Here is a 17,669-nt window from a genome sequence, read left to right on the forward strand (position 1 = left end):
ATCCGTGAGGCCGCTTTAACGGCGGCCGTGGTTAGCTCCGCCGGTCCCCGGCCGCCCCCGACGCCGGGGGGAGCACCGTCCATGAGCAACGAAAAGAAGCCCGACTTCGGCGGCGTGCAGGGCACCGTGCGCGGCAACGAAGGCGTCGTGCCCGAAAAGCCGGACTTCTCCGGCGTGCAGGGCACCGTGCGCGGCGAAGGCCTGCCCGCCGAAGGCACCCAGTACACGGTGGAGAAAGGCGACACGCTGTCGCACATCGCCAAGCACTTCTATGGGCGTGCGAGCAAATGGCACGCGATCTTCGACGCCAACCGCGACCAGCTCGACGACCCCGACCGCATCCAGCCCGGCCAGGTGCTGACGATCCCCGCGATCGATCTCGACGGCGACGGCGTTTCCGATTCCCCGAAGTGACGCCGCCGAAACGATCCCCCTTTCCAGGAGTCCGAACCCCATGAACCGCAATCGCGTCGCGTTGTCCCTCGCCACCGCCCTGATCGCCACGCTCGCCGTCGCCGGCTGCAAGAAGAAGGAAGCGGAGATGCCGGCGACCACCACCACGCCGCCGGCCGCCACCACGCTGCCGCCGATCTCAGCCCCCGCGCCGAGCACGGCGTCGGCGTCGGTGACCTCCGTCGAACTCGGCAATGCCGCCGGGCCCGACATGAAGATCGCCGCCCCCACCAGCACCTTCACGACGAAGGACAAGATCATCGCCGCGGTCGGCACCCGCGCCGGCGATGCCGCGGCCTCGACCGCGAAGATCGCCGCGAAGTGGACGCACGTCGACAGCAACCAGACGGTCAACGAGGAAAGCCGCGACGTGCAGCTCCAGGGCGACCAGACCTGGGACTTCGAGATCACCAACAGCAACCCGTGGCCGACCGGGAAGTACAAGGTCGAGGTCAGCTTGAACGGCAGCGTCGTGCAGTCGCGCGACTTCGAGGTGAAGTAAGCGGCCGCAGGCCTTTGCCCCCGCGCGCCGGAACCGCGAAAATGGCGGACTCCGGCGCGCAGGTCCCGCGCGCCCTCCCAGACTGGAAGCAGCGCGCGCATGTCGACTTCGCCGAAGATCCTCTACACCCTCACCGACGAAGCGCCGTTCTTGGCGACGCAGTCGTTCCTGCCGATCGTCGCAGCGTTCACCAGGCCGGCGGGCATCGCGGTCGAGACGCGCGACATCTCGCTCGCCGCGCGCATCGTCTCCCAGTTCAACGACATGCTCGACGCCGCGCACCAGGTCGCCGACGACCTCTCCGAACTCGGCCAGCTCGCGACCACGCCGGAAGCGAACATCATCAAGCTGCCCAACATCAGCGCGTCGGTGCCGCAGCTGAAGGCCGCCATCAAGGAATTGCAGGCGCAGGGCTACAAGCTGCCGGCGTATCCGGACGAACCGAAGGACGATCGCGAAGCCGACATCAAGGCGCGCTACGACCGCGCCAAGGGCAGCGCCGTGAATCCGGTGTTGCGCGAAGGCAATTCGGATCGCCGCGCGCCGTTGTCGGTGAAACAGTACGCACGCAAGCATCCGCACCGCATGGGTGCGTGGTCGAAGGCGTCGAAGTCGCACGTCGCGCACATGGACGGCGGCGACTTCTACGGCAGCGAGAAGTCGGCCACGCTCGCGCAGGCCGGCACGCTGAAGATCGAATTCATCGGCAGTGATGGCGCCGCGCGCGTGCTCAAGCCGTCGGTGAAGGTGCAGGCCGGCGAGATCGTCGATGCCGCGGTGATGAACGTCAAGTCGCTCTCGCGCTTCGTCGATGCGCAGATCGAGGACGCCAAGGCGCAAGGCGTGCTGTTCTCGCTGCACCTGAAGGCCACGATGATGAAGGTCTCCGACCCGATCATGTTCGGCGTCGTGGTCGAACGCTTCTACCGCGACGTGCTCGCGCGCCACGAGGACGCGCTGGTGTCGGCGGGCTTCGACCCGAACAACGGCATCGGCGATCTGTACGCGCGCCTGCCTTCGCTCCCTGAAGACCTGCGCGCGACGATCGAAGCCGACATCGCCGCCGAATATGCGCTGCGTCCGGGCGTCGCGATGGTGAATTCGGACAAGGGCATCACCAACCTGCACGTGCCGAGCGACGTGATCGTCGACGCGTCGATGCCCGCGATGATCCGCGACTCGGGCGGCATGTGGAACGCGAAGGGCGAACTGCAGGACGCGAAGGCCGTCATTCCCGACCGCTGCTACGCGGGCATCTACCAGGTGGTGATCGACGACTGCAAGGCCAACGGTGCGTTCGATCCGGCCACGATGGGCAGCGTGCCCAACGTCGGCCTGATGGCGCAGAAGGCCGAGGAATACGGTTCGCACGACAAGACCTTCCACCTCGAACACGACGGCGTCGTGCGGGTGAGCGATGCCGACGGCAACGTCGTGCTGGAACACGCCGTCGAAGCCGGCGACATCTGGCGCATGTGCCAGACCAAGGACGCGCCGATCCGCGACTGGGTGAAGCTCGCGGTGTCGCGTGCGCGCCTGTCGCACACGCCGGCGGTGTTCTGGCTCGACGCGGATCGCGCGCATGACGCGCAGGTGCTGAAGAAGGTCGAGGCCTACCTGAAGGACCACGACACGAGCGGCCTGGACATCCGGGTGCTCGCGCCGGTCGACGCGATGGGCCATTCGCTCGCGCGCATCCGCCGCGGCGAGGACACGATTTCCGTCACCGGCAACGTGTTGCGCGATTACCTGACCGACCTGTTCCCGATCATGGAACTCGGCACGTCCGCGAAGATGTTGTCCGTCGTCCCGCTGATGGCGGGCGGTGGCTTGTTCGAAACCGGCGCGGGCGGTTCGGCGCCGAAGCACGTGCAGCAGTTCGTCGCGGAGAACTACCTGCGCTGGGATTCGCTCGGGGAATTCCTCGCGCTGGCCGCATCGCTAGAACATCTCGCCGAGCGCCATGGCAACGCGCGCGCGCAGGTGCTGGCCGACGCGCTGGATGCGGCGAACGCGAAGTTCCTCGACGAGAACAAGTCGCCGGGCCGCAAGCTGCACACGCTCGACAACCGCGGCAGCCATTTCTACCTGGCGATGTACTGGGCGCAGGCGCTCGCGGCGCAGGACGTCGACGCGGCGTTGAAGGCCCAGTTCGCGCCGGTGGCGAGGGCGCTGACCGACAACGAGGCCAGGATCGTCGAAGAACTCGACGCCGTGCAGGGCAGCGCGGTCGACATCGGTGGGTACTACCACCCCGACATGGACAAGCTCGCCAGGGCGATGCGGCCGAGCGCGACGTTGAACGCCGCGCTGGCGCAGTTGGGGTAAGGCTCAGCAGTGCGAGATCCCGATCCGCTCCGGCGAAACGATTGCATCGTTCGCCTGGTGCGGGTCGATCGGGTCGTGGCCACCGAGCAGGAGGAACGAGTCGAACCAGCGATGGTTCTTCTCGTCGGCCCGGCGCGGGGCAGGCGTCGTCCCGGTGATTTCGTCTTCGATGCGGCCATCCACCAGATGGCCCTGCAGCGACAGCAGATCCTTGTACAGGCGGGCGGTTTCGATACGCATGGCCGGGCTCCGTGATTGAGTGGAATGAAAGATAGGCGCATGCTTGCGCCTTGAAAATCGCAAGTTCCGAGAGCTTGCCTTCAATTTCATTCAAGTCGGAGCCGCCGTGAGCAAGCCGCCGCTGCACGCCCTGCAAGGCTTCGTCGCCACCGCCCGGCTGGGCAATCTCTCGCGCGCGGCCGAGTCGATGCACCTGACGATCAGCGCGCTCAGCCACCAGATCCGCGGGCTGGAGGAGCGCCTCGGGCAGCAGCTGTTCGTGCGCAATCCGCGCGGCGTGTCGCTCACCGGCGACGGGCAGCGCTTGTTCGAACGCGTGGCCGAACACCTCGATGCGATCGAACACGCGATGCGCCCCTTCGGCATGCGGCGCGACGAAGTGCTGACGCTGACGCTGATGCCGTCGTTCGCGACGAGTTGGCTCGTGCCGCGCCTGCCGCGTTTCGTGGCTGCGCATCCGCAGCTGGAGATCCATCTGCGCTCGACGATCGCGGTCGTGGATTTCGAGCGCGACACCGACCTCGACGCGGGCCTGCGCTACGGGCCGGGCCATTGGCCCGGACTCGAAGCGGTGCATCTGTTCGACGATTGGCTCACGCCCATGGCCAGCCCCGCGCTGATCGAACGCCTCGGCCGCCCGACGTTGGAAACGCTCGGCGACTTTCCTTTGCTCGGTGCGCCGGGGGGCCGCTGGACGGAGTGGTTCAAGCGCTTCGGCGGGCAGCCCCCCAAGCGCTACGTGGCCAACTTCGACGACTCCGAAACCCTGCATCGCGCGGCGGTGGAGGGCATGGGCATCGTACTGGGCCGGCTGACGCTGGCCTGGCCGCTGATCGATGCCAACCGTCTGGCGCAGTTGTTCGACCAGCGGCTCAAGGCGGACTTCAGTCATTACCTCGTCTTCCCGCCGCGCTCGCGCTCGCACGGGGGCCTCGCGCATTTCCGCGACTGGGTGCTGGACGAGGCCGCGCAGTACACCGCCGCGCAAACGTGAGGGCGTCGGCGTAACCTGACGGCCCCTCCGACGGAGTCGCCACGATGGATCGCAAGCTCGCCGTTCGCCCCCTGGTCGCCTGCCTGGTGTTGTCCCTGGTCGCGGGTTGCGCGACGTCGACGCAGGACACCGCGGAAATGGCGAACGCCTCCGCCGCCGCGAGCGCATCGGCCGAAGATGGCGCGGCATCGGCCAGTGCATCGTCGTCGATGGTGAGCAACGCGACGGGCGCGGCGCTCGACGAGGTCCTCGCAGGCAGCTGGCGCACGCCGAAGTGGGTGGCGCGCGACCAATACCGCCATCCGAAGGAAACGCTGTCCTTCTTCCTGCTCAAGCCCGACCAGACCGTCGTCGAAATCACGCCGGGCGGCGGTTGGTACACCGAAATCCTCGCGCCCTACCTGCGCGAGAACGGCCATTACGTCGCCGCGGTGTGGGACGACAAGATCACCGGCCAGCCCGGCTATCGCTACGACCTCAACAAGCAGTTGCGCGCGAAGATCGCCGCCGACGCCGCGCATTACGACAAGGCCGAAGTGCGCATCTTCGATGCGAAGAAGCCGGATTTCGGCGCGCCGAACTCGGCCGACGTGGTGCTGACGTTCCGCAACGCGCACAACTGGGTGGAGGATGGCAACGCGGAAGATTACTTCCACGCCTTCTTCGCCGTGCTCAAGCCGGGCGGCACGCTCGGATTCGTCGACCATCGCGCCAAGCCGGGCACCGACCTGCAGGCACAGATCAAGAGCGGCTATCTCACCGAAGAACTGGTGAAGAAATACGCGGCCGACGCGGGCTTCGTGCTCGATGGGGAAAGCGAGGTCAACGCCAACCCGAAGGACACCACCGACCATCCGAACGGTGTGTGGACGTTGCCGCCGAGCAACCAGCACGAGAAAGCGGACGATGCGAAGTACCAGGCGATCGGCGAAAGCGATCGCATGACGCTGCGCTTCAAGAAACCCGCGGGTTGACGGACGCGAGCCGCGCGGAGCGATGCTGATCGCGTTGAACAAACCCTTCGGGGTCTTGTCGCAATTCACCGATCGCAGTGTTCCGCCGCGGCCGACGCTCGCGTCCTTCGGCCTGCCGCCCGGCGTGTACGCGGCGGGCCGGCTCGACGCCGATTCCGAAGGGCTGTTGTTGCTGACCGACGACGGCCCGCTCGCGCATCGCCTCAGCGACCCGCGGCACAAGCAACCGAAGACCTACTGGGTGCAGGTGGAGGGCGTGGTGACGGATGCCGCGCTGGAACGCCTGCGCGATGGCGTGCTGTTGAACGACGGCATGACGCTGCCCGCGCAGGCGCGCGCGATCACGCCGCCGCCGGCATGGCCGCGCGATCCGCCGGTGCGGTTCCGCAAGACGGTGCCCGATGCCTGGATCGAACTGGCCATCACCGAAGGCCGCAACCGGCAGGTGCGCCGGATGACCGCGGCGGTGGGCCTTCCCACGTTGCGTCTGATCAGGGCGGGGATCGGAACGCATCGAGTCGAAGGGCTCGCGCCGGGGTGCTGGAACATCGTGAAGGAATGAACTGTTCATCCCGTTTTGCGTTTCCGGGAGCGGGCGCACACACTTTCTGTTAACTTTCCCCTCCCGTTCAGGTTTCGCAACGAGACGGATCTCGCACGCGCGACCTGGCAGAGAGACACGCATGCCAGAAACGACGTCCAACGCCTCGGGCCGCATCCTGGTCGTCGACGACCAGCCGGCCAACCTGCGCGTCGTCAGCACATTGCTTTCGCGCAACGGCTACGACGTCGTGCCCGCCGGCACCGGCGCCGAGGCGCTCGAACACGCGCTCGCCGCCACGCCCGACCTGTTGCTGCTCGACATGCTCATGCCGGGCATGGACGGGTTCCAGTTGCTCGCACAGATGCGGCACCACCCCTCGCTCCAGGACATGCCGGTGATCTTCCTCACCGCCGCCCAGGATCGCGAGCTGCTGCTGCGCGCCTTCGACAGCGGCGCGGTCGATTACGTCACCAAGCCCTTCATTCCCGAAGAGCTGCTCGCCCGCGTGAGCGCACACGTCGCGCTGAAGCAGGCGCGCGACCGCCTCGAACGTGTCGCGCGCGAACGGCAGGAACTGGTGAACCTCGTCGCGCACGATCTCAAGAATCCGCTGAGCAGCGTGTTGTTCGCCAGCGACATCCTCATGCAGGACGGCTGCCGCCCCGAGCGCATTCCGCGCTACCTGCAGATGATCCACGAGAGCGCGCACGACGCGATCGGTTACATCCGCCGTTACCTGGAAGGCCAGGAACGCATCGCGGCCGCGCAGGGCGGCGAAGCGCACACGCACCCGGCCGCGTTGCACGACACCGTCGAGTGGCTGGCGCAGCGTTACGAGTTGCAGCTGGAAAGCCGTGGCATGCATCTGCAGATGGTCGTGCCCGATCCGTGCGGCACGGTGGCCATCGATCGCCGCGTATTGCGGCAGGTCGCGGAAAACCTCATCACCAACGCGATGAAGTACGCGGCCGATGGCAACGAGCTCACGCTGGAAATCACGCGTTCGTCGAACAGCGGCTTCTGGCAATTGCGCGTGCTCGACCGCGGCGGCGGCGTGCCGACGGAGAAACGCCGCGATTTGTTCAAGCCCTTCATGCGCCTGAGCGGCCGCGAGGACGGTTTGTCCAGCGGCCTGGGCTTGTCGCTCGCGCGGCAGATCATCGTCGGCGCCGGCGGCGACCTCTGGTACGAAGATCGCGACGGTGGCGGGGCGGTGTTCGTGATCGAACTGCCCGCCGCGCACACCCTCGACTAAGCCTTTATTCCGAAGCGGTCTGCGTGCTGCGCGTGCTCTTGCGCGCGGTGCGCTTGGCGCCCGATGCGCGCTTGGCCGGCACGCGGCGCGCGCTGCCTTCGATCGCATCGCGTCCGTCGCCGTTCTGCGCCTGCTTCGCCTTGCGGCGCGCGAGATACCACAGCGCACCCGCGCCAACGACGGTCGCGACGGCGACCACCGGGTAGCGACGCACGAACTTCATCGCGACCTTGCCGCCGGTCTTCACCGCGCCGATCTTGACGCCGGCATCCAGCCATTGGCCGGCCTTCGGCACGAGGTCCATGACGCCGCCGCCGACCTTGCCGGCGAGGTCCATCGCGCGTTCGGGCAGGGCGGTGAGATTGGTGTTCATCGTGCGGGCTCCCGTGTGACGGATCGTTGGCTCGGCAGTCTCCGGCCGCTGGCGTTGAGCGTGCGTGATAAACGGCGCACGTGTTCAGGTGCCGCGCGGTTTGGCGCGATGCGTCGCGGTGGCCGACCACGGATCATCAGGCCAGGGATGCCGCGGATAGCGGCCTTTCATCTCCTTGCGGACCTCGGGGTAGGTGCGTTCCCAGAAGCCCTTGAGGTCTTGCGTGACCTGCAGCGGCCGCCCGCCCGGCGAAAGCAGGTGCAAGGTGAGCGGTACTCGGCCATCGACGATGCGCGGCGTATCCGCAAGTCCGAACAGCTCCTGCAACTTCACTGCGAGCACCGGCGGGCGCACGCCGTCGTGGTCGTCCACCGCGTACTCGATGCGGCGCTCCATGCCCGACGGAACGGTGATGCGGGTGGGTGCAAGTGCATCGATGCGGCGGCGCAGGTTCCAGTCGACGGTGTCGTGCAACGCATTCGACAGTTCGGCGGCATCGAGTGCATCCAGACGCGTCTTGCCTTCGAATGCGGGCCGCAGCCAAGCGTCGAGCGTGTCGAGCAACGCGGCGTCGGACAGGTCAGGGAAGCCTTCCTCGGGCGCCCACTCGCGCAACGCGCGGACACGTGCGCGCCACTGTTGCAACGTTTCGCTCCACGGCAACGCATCGAGGCCGAGATCGTGCACGGCGTCGGTGAGTGCGCGCGCGGCGTGCGCGGGATCGACGCGCCCCGCGGGTTTCGATTCGAGCACGATGTTGTCGAAGCGCCGCTCGCGCTGCGCGACGAGCGCCCGGCGCGCGGCATCCCATCGCACGGTGTCTTCTTCGACGAAGCGTTTGGGGAAATCGCGGGCGAGCGCGGCTGCATCGACGGGTGCGCCGCGCAGCAGCAGCGCGTCCTTCGCTTCGAAGCGCAGCTCGCTCGCGACGAGCCACGGCTCCCCGAACAACGCGCTGTCGTCGAACAGCGTGGCCATGCGGCCATTGGCGAGTTGGTAGCGGCGCGGCTGCGTCGGGTGTTGATGCGCGATGCGATCGGGGAAGGCGTGCGCGAGCAGGTCGCCGATGCGGTGGGCGTCGATGGAACGCGGCGGTTGCGCGTCGCCCTTCAATCGGCGCCGCCATTGTTTCGCCGCGGCGTCGAGCGCGGCGAAGGCCGCACGGCTGCCGCCCGGATCGTGGCCCGCGCGGAATGCGGCGAGTGCGCGCCAACGCTCGGCGAGCGCGTCGCTGCGCGAGCGCAACGGATCGCGCGCCTCCACGAGCGCCGCAAGATCGCAGGCGAGCGCCCGGTCTTCGCCGCGCGTCGGCGCGAGCAACATTGCGGCCAGGCGCGGGTGCGTTCCGAGCGCGAGCATGCGGCGGCCGAGGGGCGTGATCGCATCGCCGTCCAGCGCGCCGAGACGGCGCAGCAGGTCGCGCGCGGCGCTCATTGCACCTGCGGGCGGTGCGTCGACGAATGCGAGCGCGTCGCTGCCCCACGCGGCGAGTTCGAGCGCGAGCGATGCGAGCTCGACCTGGGCGATCTCGGGACGGCGTTGCGGTTCCAGCCGTTGCGATTGCGGCCACAACCGATACGTCCACCCCTCCGCGACGCGGCCCGCGCGGCCGGCGCGCTGGTCGGCGGAGGCTTGCGCGATCGATACGATGTCGAGCCGCGAGAAACCGGAGTTCGGGTCGTACCGCGGTTCGCGCGCCAGGCCGCTGTCGATGACGACGCGCACACCCGGCAACGTCACGCTCGATTCGGCGACGTTGGTGGCGAGCACGATGCGGCGCCGTTCCCCGGGTGCGAGCACGCGCGATTGCTGTTCGACGGGCAATTCGCCGTGCAGGGCGAGCACGTCGATGCCTTGCACCGCATCGCTGGCATCGAGTGCGGCCTGCACCTGCCCGATCTCGCGCTGGCCGGGCAGGAAGACGAGCAGGTCGCCGGGGTGTTGCGCGACGGCGTGTTCGATCGCGCGACGCGCTTGCGGCACGAGCGCTTCATCGCGGCGCGCCGGGAAATGCGCGATGTCCACGGGATAGGCGCGGCCTGCGCTGCTGAGGCGCGGCGCGTCGAGGAAGCGCGCGAGGCGTTCGCCGTCGAGCGTCGCCGACATCACGACGATGCGCAGGTCTTCCCGCAATCCGGCTTGCACGTCGAGCGCAAGCGCAAGGCCGAGATCGCCGGCCAGGTGCCGCTCGTGGAATTCGTCGAACAGCAACGCGCCGACGCCCTCGAGCATCGGGTCGTCCTGCAACATGCGCGTGAGGATCCCTTCGGTGACCACTTCCACGCGCGTGCGCGCGGAGATCTTCGATTCGAACCGGATGCGATAGCCGACGGTGTCACCGGGCGCTTCGCCCAGCTGCCTGGCCATGAACGTCGCGGCCGCACGCGCGGCGACGCGGCGCGGTTCGAGCATCACGATCTTGCGGCCCGCCAGCCACGGCGCGTCGAGCAGCGCGAGCGGGACCTGCGTCGTCTTGCCGGCGCCGGGCGGCGCTTCGAGCACGAGCCTCGGATGCGCGGCGAGGCGCGCACGCAATTCGGGCAACAGCGGGGCGATGGGAAAGTCGGGGGCGCGCACGCGCGAAGTCTACGGCGCCGGCCCGGTAAACTGGCGCCCATGCTCATCGACATCGGCGCCAACCTCACCCACGACAGCTTCGACCACGACCGCGACGCCGTGCTGCAACGCGCGCGCGCGGCGGGCGTGTCGCGCATGATCGTCACCGGCGCGAGCCGCGCGCATTCCCCCATGGCCGCCGAACTCGCACGTGCGCATCCAGGCGAACTGTTCGCCACCGCGGGCGTGCATCCGCACCATGCGACCGAATACACCGCCGAATGCGACGCGGAAATGCGTGCGTTGCAGGCATTGCCCGAAGTGGTCGCGGTGGGCGAATGCGGCCTGGATTACTTCCGCGATTTTTCGCCGCGCCCCGCGCAGCGACGTGCGTTCGAGATGCAGCTGCAGATCGCCGCCGACACCGGCAAGCCGTTGTTCCTGCACCAGCGCGACGCGCACGCGGATTTCATGGCGATCATGAAGCAGTTCGACGGGAAGATCGGCCCGTCGGTGGTGCATTGCTTCACGGGCACTCGCGAGGAGTTGTTCGACTACCTCGACCAGGATTGGCACGTCGGGATCACCGGCTGGTTGTGCGACGAGCGCCGCGGCCTGCACCTGCGCGAGCTGGTGAAGCACATTCCCGCCAACCGGCTGATGATCGAAACCGACGCGCCGTACCTGCTGCCACGCACGGTGAAGCCGCAGCCCTCGCACCGGCGCAACGAGCCGATGTACCTGGCGCACATCGTCGAGGAACTCGCACGCGACCGGACCGAGCCGGTGCAGGTCGTCGCCGCCGCCACGACGGCGACGGCGAACGCGTTCTTCCGCCTGCCTTAAGTGCGCAGCCCGACGCCGCGCTTGAGCAGGTACAGCCCGATCGCGGTGAGCACGGCGACGAAGCCGAGCATCAGCCCGTAGGCGATCCACAAGGGCACGTCGCTCACGCCGAGCAGACCGTAGCGGAACGCATTGACCATGTAGAAGATCGGGTTGAGGTGCGTGGCGGCCTCGGCCCAACCCGGCAACAGCGATACCGAATAGAACACGCCGCCGAGGTACGTGAGCGGAGTGAGGATGAAGGTCGGCACGATGGCGATGTCGTCGAACTTCTTCGCGTACACGGCGTTGACGAACCCGGCGAGCGAGAAGATCGTCGCGCCCAGCAGCACGGTGGTGAGCGTCACCAGCGGGTGGTGCATGCGCACGGGCGTGAAGAACATCGAGATGCCGAGCACGATCACGCCCACCATCAGTCCGCGCAGCACCGCGCCGGCGACGTAGCCGCCGAGGATGACGTAACCGGGCATCGGGCTGACGAGCAGCTCTTCCACGTGTCGGCCGAACTTCGCGCCGAAGAACGACGAGGAGATGTTCCCGTAGCTGTTCTGGATCACGCTCATCATGATCAGGCCGGGCACGATGAAGTCCATGTACTTCATGCCGTCCATCGGGCCCACGCGCGAGCCGATGAGCCCGCCGAAGATCAGGAAGTACAGCGTCATCGTGATCGCCGGCGGCACCAGCGTCTGCGCCCAGATGCGCATGATCCGCGTGACTTCGCGGCGCACGATGGTGGTCAGCGCGGTCCAGTTGCGGCGCGCGTTGGACACGATGGGTTGCGTGGCGACGGTCGTGTTCACTGGCCTTCCTTCGACGTCAGTCGCACGAACAGTTCTTCGAGGCGGTTGGACTTGGTGCGCATCGAGCGCACGCGGATGTTCGCGCCTTCCAGCGCGGCGAACACGCGGTTGAGGTCCATCGCGCGCGGCATTTCCAGGTCGATGGTGTGGTCGTCGACGCGCTCGAGCGTCGTGCCGGCGATCTCCGGCAACACCGTCGGCACGTCGCCGTCGATGTCGAACAGGAAGCCTTCGACGTCGAGCTTGGCGAGCAGCGCCTTCATCGGGCCCTGCTCGACGATGGTGCCCTTGTCGATGATCGCCAGGTGGCGGCAGAGGCTTTCGGCTTCTTCCAGGTAATGCGTGGTGAGGATGATCGTCGTGCCCGAGGCGTTGATCTCCCGCAGCGTCTTCCACATGCCACGGCGGATCTCGATGTCGACGCCCGCGGTGGGCTCGTCGAGGATCAGCAGGCGCGGCCGCACCATCATCGCGCGCGAGATCATCAGGCGGCGCTTCATGCCGCCCGACAGCGTGCGCGACATCACGTGCGCCTTCTCCCACAGCTGCGCGCGCTTGAGCTCGGCTTCGGCACGCACCATCGCCTCCTCGCGCGGGATCCCGTAGAAGCCGGCGTAGTTGCAGAGGATGTCGAAGGGCTTTTCGAAGAGGTTGAAGTTGATTTCCTGCGGCACCAGGCCGACCAGGCGCATCGCCTCGCTGCGGTGGCGCGCGATGTCGACGCCGAAGACCTCGACGTCGCCGGCGCTCTTGTTCACAAGTGAGCTGATGACGCCGATCAGCGTCGACTTGCCCGCGCCGTTGGGGCCGAGCAGGGCGAAGAAGTCGCCGGGGCGCACGTCGAGCGACACGCCCTTGAGCGCCTGCACGCCGTTGTCGTAGGTCTTGCGGAGGTCGCGGACGCTGAGCGCGGGCGCGAGCGGGGGGGACTGCGAATCGGGGGACATCGTGTAGGCCGCGGGCCGGGCCGCAGGCGTCGCGGCGAAGCCGGTAGTATAGGCGGCCCCGTGCCGCGCCCGCGGCACGCACGTTGCACACAGAATCCCATTGCCTTGGCCATCGTCCACTTCCCGCTGAAGCTCACCGCGCGCCGCATGCTGGCGCCGACCGTCGCGCATCTGTCGTTCGAGCGCGCCGACGGGGCGCCCCTGGATTTCATCCCGGGCCAGTTCGTGCAGGTGCACTTCCATTACGCGGACGGCACGGCGACCAAGCGCAGCTATTCGCTGGCCACCATCCACGACCATGCGATGGCCCCCGGCGAAGCGGTCGAAATCGCGGTGAGTTACGTGTCGGGCGGCGCGGCGACGGCGCTGTTCGAAGGCCTGGACATCGGCGGCACCATCGACGCCAGCGGCCCTTATGGCCGCTTCTGCCTGATGCCCGCCGACGCCAACCAGCGTTACCTGCTGATCGGCACGGGCACGGGCGTCACGCCGTATCGCGCGATGTTGCCGCAACTGGAACAACTCATCGCGCAACGCGGCATCCGCGTGGTGTTGCTGTTCGGCGCGCGCACGCCCGTCGAACTGCTGTACGGCGACGAGTTCCGCGCATTCGCGGACAAGCATCCGGAGCACTTCCGCTTCGTGCCGTGTTTCTCGCGTGAATTGCCGGCCGCCGATTCGGCGCAGGCGCACGCGGACGTGCGCCACGGCTACGTGCAGCAGTTCCTCGAGGAATTCACGCCGGACGCCGCGGGCGACATCGCCTATCTGTGCGGCAACCCGAACATGGTCGATGCCTGCTTCGAGTCGCTGAAGGCCGCGGGCCTGCCCGTGCCGCAGATCCGCCGCGAGAAGTACGTCAGCAGCAAGTAACGTCCCCCTCGCGGGGCGTTTCCCCCGTCGGTCACGTTCCGCCCCGCGCGGCGTCCTGTCACCATGGATGTCCATCGAGAAGGGGAACACGCGCCGATGTCCCGCAAGACCCGTACCGTCCTCGTGGTGGCCGTTGTGGCCGCCCTCTTCGGTTGGCGCGCGCTGCAACAGCGCAAGCCCGACGCGCCCAAGGGCCCGCCGAAGCCCATCGCCGCGCAACCGGCGCCCGAACGCAAGCTCGGGTCGATCGCCTTCAAGCCATGCACGCTCTCGCCGCCGATGGGCGCGCAGAGCCTGGAAGCGCAATGCGGCACGTTGTCGGTCGCGGAGAATCCCGCGCTTCCGAACGGCCGCCGCATCGCGCTCAACATCGCGTGGATTCCCGCAGGTGAATCGGGCAACCACGATCCCGATCCGGTGTTCCTGATCGCCGGTGGCCCGGGCCAGTCGGCGACCGAAAGTTTCCCCGCGATGATCCCGGCCTTCCGCGACGTGTCGAAGAACCGCGACATCGTCATGGTCGACCAGCGCGGCACCGGCAAATCGAATCCCTTGCAATGCAAGGACGACGACGCGGACGGGAAGACGACCGCCGCGGTGGAAACAGATGTCGATGCCGACGAGTCGCCCGAAGCCGCGCGCGCGATGGCGGTGAAGTGCCGCGACCAGCTCGCGCGCACCGCCGACCTGCGCTTCTACACCACGACCGACGCGGTCCGCGATCTCGACGCGGTGCGCGCAGCCATCGGCGCACGGCAGGTCAACCTGATGGGCGTGAGCTACGGCACGCGCGTCGCGCAGCAGTACGCGATGCGGTATCCGCAGCACACGCGCACGATCGTGCTCGATTCGGTCGCGCCCAATGCGATCCACCTGGGCAACGACTTCGCGCGCAACCTCGAGTCCGCGCTCGACCTGCAGTTCGGCCAGTGCGCGAAGACGCCGGGCTGCACGCAGGCGCTCGGCGATCCGCGCGCGCGCCTCAATGCGCTGATGGTGAAGCTGCGCGCGGAATCGCCGTTGGTGAAGTATCGCGACGCGGCGACGGGCGAGATGAAGGAAGAACGCCTGCGCCCGGGACATGTCGCCGGCCTTGCGCGCATGTATGCGTATGCGCCGCTCGCCGCGTCGATCCTGCCGCTGCTGTTGAACGAAGCCGACCAGGGCCGCTACGAAAACCTGATGTCGCTGTCGAAGATGCTCGGCGGTTCGATGTCCGACATGATGGCCTACGGCATGCAATTGTCGGTGGTGTGCACCGAGGATGCGGCGGGCCTGAAGGCCGATGCATCGATGGCGTCCTCGCTGCTGGGCAACTCGCTCGTCGATCTGATGCAGGCGCAGTGCGCGGTGTGGCCGCATGGCGACATGCCGAAGGATTTCCACGCGCCGCTCGCGACGAAGGTGCCTGCGTTGTTGTTGTCGGGCGAACTGGATCCGGTGACGCCCCCGTCTTACGCCGCGCAGGTCGCGAAGACCTTGCCAAACGGCCGCGAGTTCGTGCTGCGCGGCCAGGGCCACAACGTCATCGCGGTCGGCTGCATGCCCAAGCTGTGGGCGCAATTCCTCGAAACGGCGGATGCGAAAGCGCTCGATGCCAAGTGCCTCGACAGCCTCGCGTACACGCCGCCGTTCACCACGTTCAACGGATGGGAGCCGTAATGATCGTCGCCGAACATCTCCGCAAGACCTTCCCCGGCAAGGGCAAGGACAAGGCGCCGGTCGTGGCCGTCGACGACGTGGGCTTCGAAGCGCGCGACGGCGAAATCACCGGCCTGCTCGGGCCGAACGGCGCCGGCAAGACCACGACGCTGCGCATGCTCTACACGCTGATGCGCCCCGAAAGCGGCCGCGTGCTGGTGGACGGCACGGACGTCGCGAGCGACGCCGAGGCCGCGCGCCGTGCGCTCGGCGTGCTGCCCGACGCCCGCGGCGTGTACAAGCGCCTGACCGCGCGCGAGAACATCCGTTACTTCGGAGAGTTGCACGGCCTGGATGCGGCGACGATCGACACGCGCACGCGTGCGTTGTCGAGCGCGCTGCAGATGGACGATTTCCTCGACCGCCAGACCGAAGGCTTTTCGCAGGGCCAGCGCACCAAGACCGCCATCGCGCGCGCCCTCGTGCACGACCCGCGCAACGTCATCCTCGACGAGCCCACCAACGGGCTCGATGTCATGACCACGCGCGGCCTGCGCGAATTCCTAAAACAGCTGCGCGGCGAAGGACGATGCGTGATCTTCTCCAGCCACATCATGCAGGAGGTCGCCGCGCTGTGCGATCGCATCGTGGTGATCGCGCACGGGCGCGTCGTCGCGCAGGGCACCGCGGATGAATTGCGTGCGCAAACCAACGAGCCGAACCTCGAAGACGCCTTCGTGCGCCTGATCGGAACCGAAGAGGGCCTGCACGCATGAAATCGATGCATTCCATCCGCACCATCGCCCTGAAGGAACTGCTCGAGTTCGTGCGCGACAAGCGCACGCTGATGCTCGCGCTGGTGCTCGGCCCGCTGCTCACGCCGGCAATCATGCTCGGCATCCTCACGCTCGCCGAAACCCGCGCGAAGAGCCAGATCGAAAAGCCGCTCGAAGTACCGATGGTCGGCGTCGAGCATGCGCCGAACCTGGTGAAGTGGCTCGCGGGACAAGGCATCCATCGCAAGCCATTCGCGGGCGATCTCGACACGGCGATCCGCACGCAGGCCGAGGATGTGTACGTGCGATTCGGCGAGGACTTCTCGGAGGATTGGCACGACGGCGCCCCGGCATTGGTCGAACTGGTGCACGACAGCACGCGCCAGGATTCGGAGATCCCGGTGCGCCGCATCGAGGCGGCGCTGACGTTGTACGGGCAGCAGGTCGGTGCGTTGCGCTTGCTCGCGCGCGGCATGAACCCGAGCGTCGCAGCGCCGCTGGCGGTCGCGCACAAGGATCTGTCGACGCCCGAAGCGCGGCGCGGCATGGTGATGGCGTTCCTGCCCTACATCCTGATCCTCAGCGCGTTCATCGGCGGCGCGTACCTGATCATCGACACGACCGCGGGCGAGCGCGAGCGGCAATCGCTCGAACCCCTGCTCGCCACGCCCGCGCATCGCGGTGCCGTGGTGACGGGCAAGATCCTCGCCGCGTGCGTGGTCGGCGGCACGTCATTGCTGTTGACGCTCATCGCGCTCAAGACCGGCGCCGCGTTCTCGCCGGGCATCGGGCGCAACATGGACGTCAGCCTGCCTGCGATCGCGAAGATGCTGCTGATCCTCGTGCCGATGTTGTTCGTGGGCACCTCGCTGCTGACGTTCATCGCCGCGGGCGCCAAATCGGTGAAGGAAGCGCAGAGCTACATGAGCGTGCTCATGCTGTTGCCGATGATCCCGACCATCGCGCTGATGGTGAGCCCGGTGAAGAACCAGCTGTGGATGTTCGCGGTGCCTTTCCTCGCGCAAAACCAGGCGCTGATGAAGGTCGTGCGTGGCGAGACCATGGAGCCGATGCAGTGGGTGGTCTACCTGGTCGCCGGATTCGGCTTGGCGCTGGTGTTGTGGTTCGCGGCGACGCAGCGGTACAAGCAGGAGCGGCTGGCGATCTCGGCCTGACACTTCGAACGGCAACGCAAAAAAAAGCCCGGCGAAAGCCGGGCTTTTTCTTTCCACGTTGAAGCGCGATCAGCCGCCGGGACGGAAGTTGATCGTGCGCGTCGTGGTCACCGGTGCGTCGATGGGCGCGAACTTCCAGCGCTTCACCGCGGCCAGCGCTTCGCGATCGAACACGCGCGGCGGGTTGGCGTCGACGACGCGCGCGGCAGTGACCGAACCATCGGTGCCGACGGTGATCTCCATGCGCACTTCGCCGCTCTGGTTGCGACGTGCGGCTTCCGCCGGGTAACGCGGGGCCGGCGTGGACAGCGCGCGCAGGCCACCACCACCGGAGGCCGGCGCGGACGCCGTCTGCGCGGAGGACTGGGCCGGCTGCGCGGCGGCGGCGC

Annotated in this window: 18 protein-coding genes; 12 read left to right on the plus strand and 6 right to left on the minus strand. The window is 67.7% G+C overall.

The features are described 5' to 3' along the window. Positions 1-81 precede the first annotated feature (81 nt). The 3 genes from LF41_RS12640 (at position 82) to LF41_RS12650 (ending at position 3,283) form a co-directional block, all read left to right on the plus strand. The gene (locus LF41_RS12640) at positions 82-414 is read left to right on the plus strand and encodes a LysM peptidoglycan-binding domain-containing protein (RefSeq protein ID WP_052116411.1); all 333 of its coding nucleotides are present in this window, start codon (positions 82-84) and stop codon (positions 412-414) included. Between the two features lie 40 nt (positions 415-454). Next, entirely contained in the window at positions 455-955 is a 501-nt protein-coding gene (locus tag LF41_RS12645; RefSeq protein WP_052116412.1) for a hypothetical protein, read from the plus strand. A 99-nt stretch (positions 956-1,054) separates the two neighbouring features. After that, the gene (locus LF41_RS12650; protein ID WP_036170270.1) at positions 1,055-3,283 is read left to right on the plus strand and encodes an NADP-dependent isocitrate dehydrogenase; all 2,229 of its coding nucleotides are present in this window, start codon (positions 1,055-1,057) and stop codon (positions 3,281-3,283) included. Positions 3,284-3,286: 3 nt separating this feature from the next. Here LF41_RS12650 and LF41_RS12655 read toward each other — a convergent pair whose 3' ends face one another. Next, the gene (locus LF41_RS12655; protein ID WP_036170276.1) at positions 3,287-3,523 is read right to left on the minus strand and encodes a hypothetical protein; all 237 of its coding nucleotides are present in this window, start codon (positions 3,521-3,523) and stop codon (positions 3,287-3,289) included. Between the two features lie 106 nt (positions 3,524-3,629). Between LF41_RS12655 and LF41_RS12660 the strand changes: the two genes are divergently transcribed. The 4 genes from LF41_RS12660 (at position 3,630) to LF41_RS12675 (ending at position 7,290) form a co-directional block, all read left to right on the plus strand. Then, positions 3,630-4,517, plus strand: a complete 888-nt coding sequence (locus tag LF41_RS12660; RefSeq protein ID WP_036170278.1) for a LysR substrate-binding domain-containing protein — start codon at positions 3,630-3,632, stop codon at positions 4,515-4,517. Positions 4,518-4,561: 44 nt separating this feature from the next. Next, on the plus strand, positions 4,562-5,491 hold the full coding sequence (locus LF41_RS12665) for a class I SAM-dependent methyltransferase (RefSeq protein ID WP_161786963.1): 930 nt from the start codon (positions 4,562-4,564) through the stop codon (positions 5,489-5,491). Positions 5,492-5,513: 22 nt separating this feature from the next. Next, the gene (locus LF41_RS12670; RefSeq protein WP_036170279.1) at positions 5,514-6,053 is read left to right on the plus strand and encodes a pseudouridine synthase; all 540 of its coding nucleotides are present in this window, start codon (positions 5,514-5,516) and stop codon (positions 6,051-6,053) included. Between the two features lie 121 nt (positions 6,054-6,174). Next, positions 6,175-7,290: a hybrid sensor histidine kinase/response regulator gene (locus LF41_RS12675; protein WP_036170280.1), complete on the plus strand. Its 1,116-nt coding sequence runs from the start codon at positions 6,175-6,177 to the stop codon at positions 7,288-7,290. Between the two features lie 4 nt (positions 7,291-7,294). On the opposite strand, the gene LF41_RS12680 is transcribed toward LF41_RS12675, so the two are convergent. After that, positions 7,295-7,663 (minus strand): hypothetical protein, encoded by a 369-nt coding sequence (locus tag LF41_RS12680; RefSeq protein ID WP_036170281.1) that lies wholly within the window; start codon positions 7,661-7,663, stop codon positions 7,295-7,297. Positions 7,664-7,747: 84 nt separating this feature from the next. Further along, a complete protein-coding gene (gene hrpB, locus LF41_RS12685; RefSeq protein WP_036170283.1) occupies positions 7,748-10,240 on the minus strand; it encodes an ATP-dependent helicase HrpB in 2,493 nt (830 codons plus the stop codon). 39 nt (positions 10,241-10,279) lie between these two features. Here hrpB and LF41_RS12690 point away from each other — a divergent pair, with 39 nt between their 5' ends. Then, positions 10,280-11,065 carry a TatD family hydrolase gene (locus LF41_RS12690; RefSeq protein ID WP_036170286.1) on the plus strand — a complete coding sequence of 262 codons (786 nt, stop codon included), beginning with the start codon at positions 10,280-10,282 and terminating at the stop codon, positions 11,063-11,065. Here LF41_RS12690 and LF41_RS12695 read toward each other — a convergent pair. Both LF41_RS12695 and LF41_RS12700 read right to left on the minus strand, forming a co-directional pair. Continuing rightward, the gene (locus tag LF41_RS12695; protein WP_036170288.1) at positions 11,062-11,868 is read right to left on the minus strand and encodes an ABC transporter permease; all 807 of its coding nucleotides are present in this window, start codon (positions 11,866-11,868) and stop codon (positions 11,062-11,064) included. The genes LF41_RS12690 and LF41_RS12695 overlap by 4 nt on opposite strands. Further along, positions 11,865-12,815, minus strand: a complete 951-nt coding sequence (locus LF41_RS12700; protein WP_036170293.1) for an ABC transporter ATP-binding protein — start codon at positions 12,813-12,815, stop codon at positions 11,865-11,867. Before LF41_RS12700 ends, LF41_RS12695 begins: the two co-directional genes overlap by 4 nt. Before the next feature lie 105 nt (positions 12,816-12,920). Between LF41_RS12700 and LF41_RS12705 the strand changes: the two genes are divergently transcribed. The 4 genes from LF41_RS12705 (at position 12,921) to LF41_RS12720 (ending at position 17,280) form a co-directional block, all read left to right on the plus strand. Beyond that, positions 12,921-13,688, plus strand: a complete 768-nt coding sequence (locus tag LF41_RS12705; RefSeq protein ID WP_272913795.1) for a ferredoxin--NADP reductase — start codon at positions 12,921-12,923, stop codon at positions 13,686-13,688. Between the two features lie 96 nt (positions 13,689-13,784). Continuing rightward, positions 13,785-15,350: an alpha/beta fold hydrolase gene (locus tag LF41_RS12710; RefSeq protein ID WP_084073618.1), complete on the plus strand. Its 1,566-nt coding sequence runs from the start codon at positions 13,785-13,787 to the stop codon at positions 15,348-15,350. After that, positions 15,350-16,105: an ABC transporter ATP-binding protein gene (locus LF41_RS12715; protein ID WP_036170297.1), complete on the plus strand. Its 756-nt coding sequence runs from the start codon at positions 15,350-15,352 to the stop codon at positions 16,103-16,105. Before LF41_RS12710 ends, LF41_RS12715 begins: the two co-directional genes overlap by 1 nt. After that, on the plus strand, positions 16,102-17,280 hold the full coding sequence (locus tag LF41_RS12720) for an ABC transporter permease (RefSeq protein WP_036170299.1): 1,179 nt from the start codon (positions 16,102-16,104) through the stop codon (positions 17,278-17,280). The genes LF41_RS12715 and LF41_RS12720 overlap by 4 nt, the downstream gene beginning before the upstream one ends. A gap of 69 nt (positions 17,281-17,349) precedes the next feature. On the opposite strand, the gene LF41_RS12725 is transcribed toward LF41_RS12720, so the two are convergent. After that, the coding region (locus LF41_RS12725; RefSeq protein ID WP_036170301.1) for an energy transducer TonB at positions 17,350-17,669 on the minus strand (320 nt) is incomplete at its 5' end.

The sequence above is a fragment of the Lysobacter dokdonensis DS-58 genome (assembly GCF_000770795.1).
Classification (GTDB): domain Bacteria; phylum Pseudomonadota; class Gammaproteobacteria; order Xanthomonadales; family Xanthomonadaceae; genus Noviluteimonas; species Noviluteimonas dokdonensis.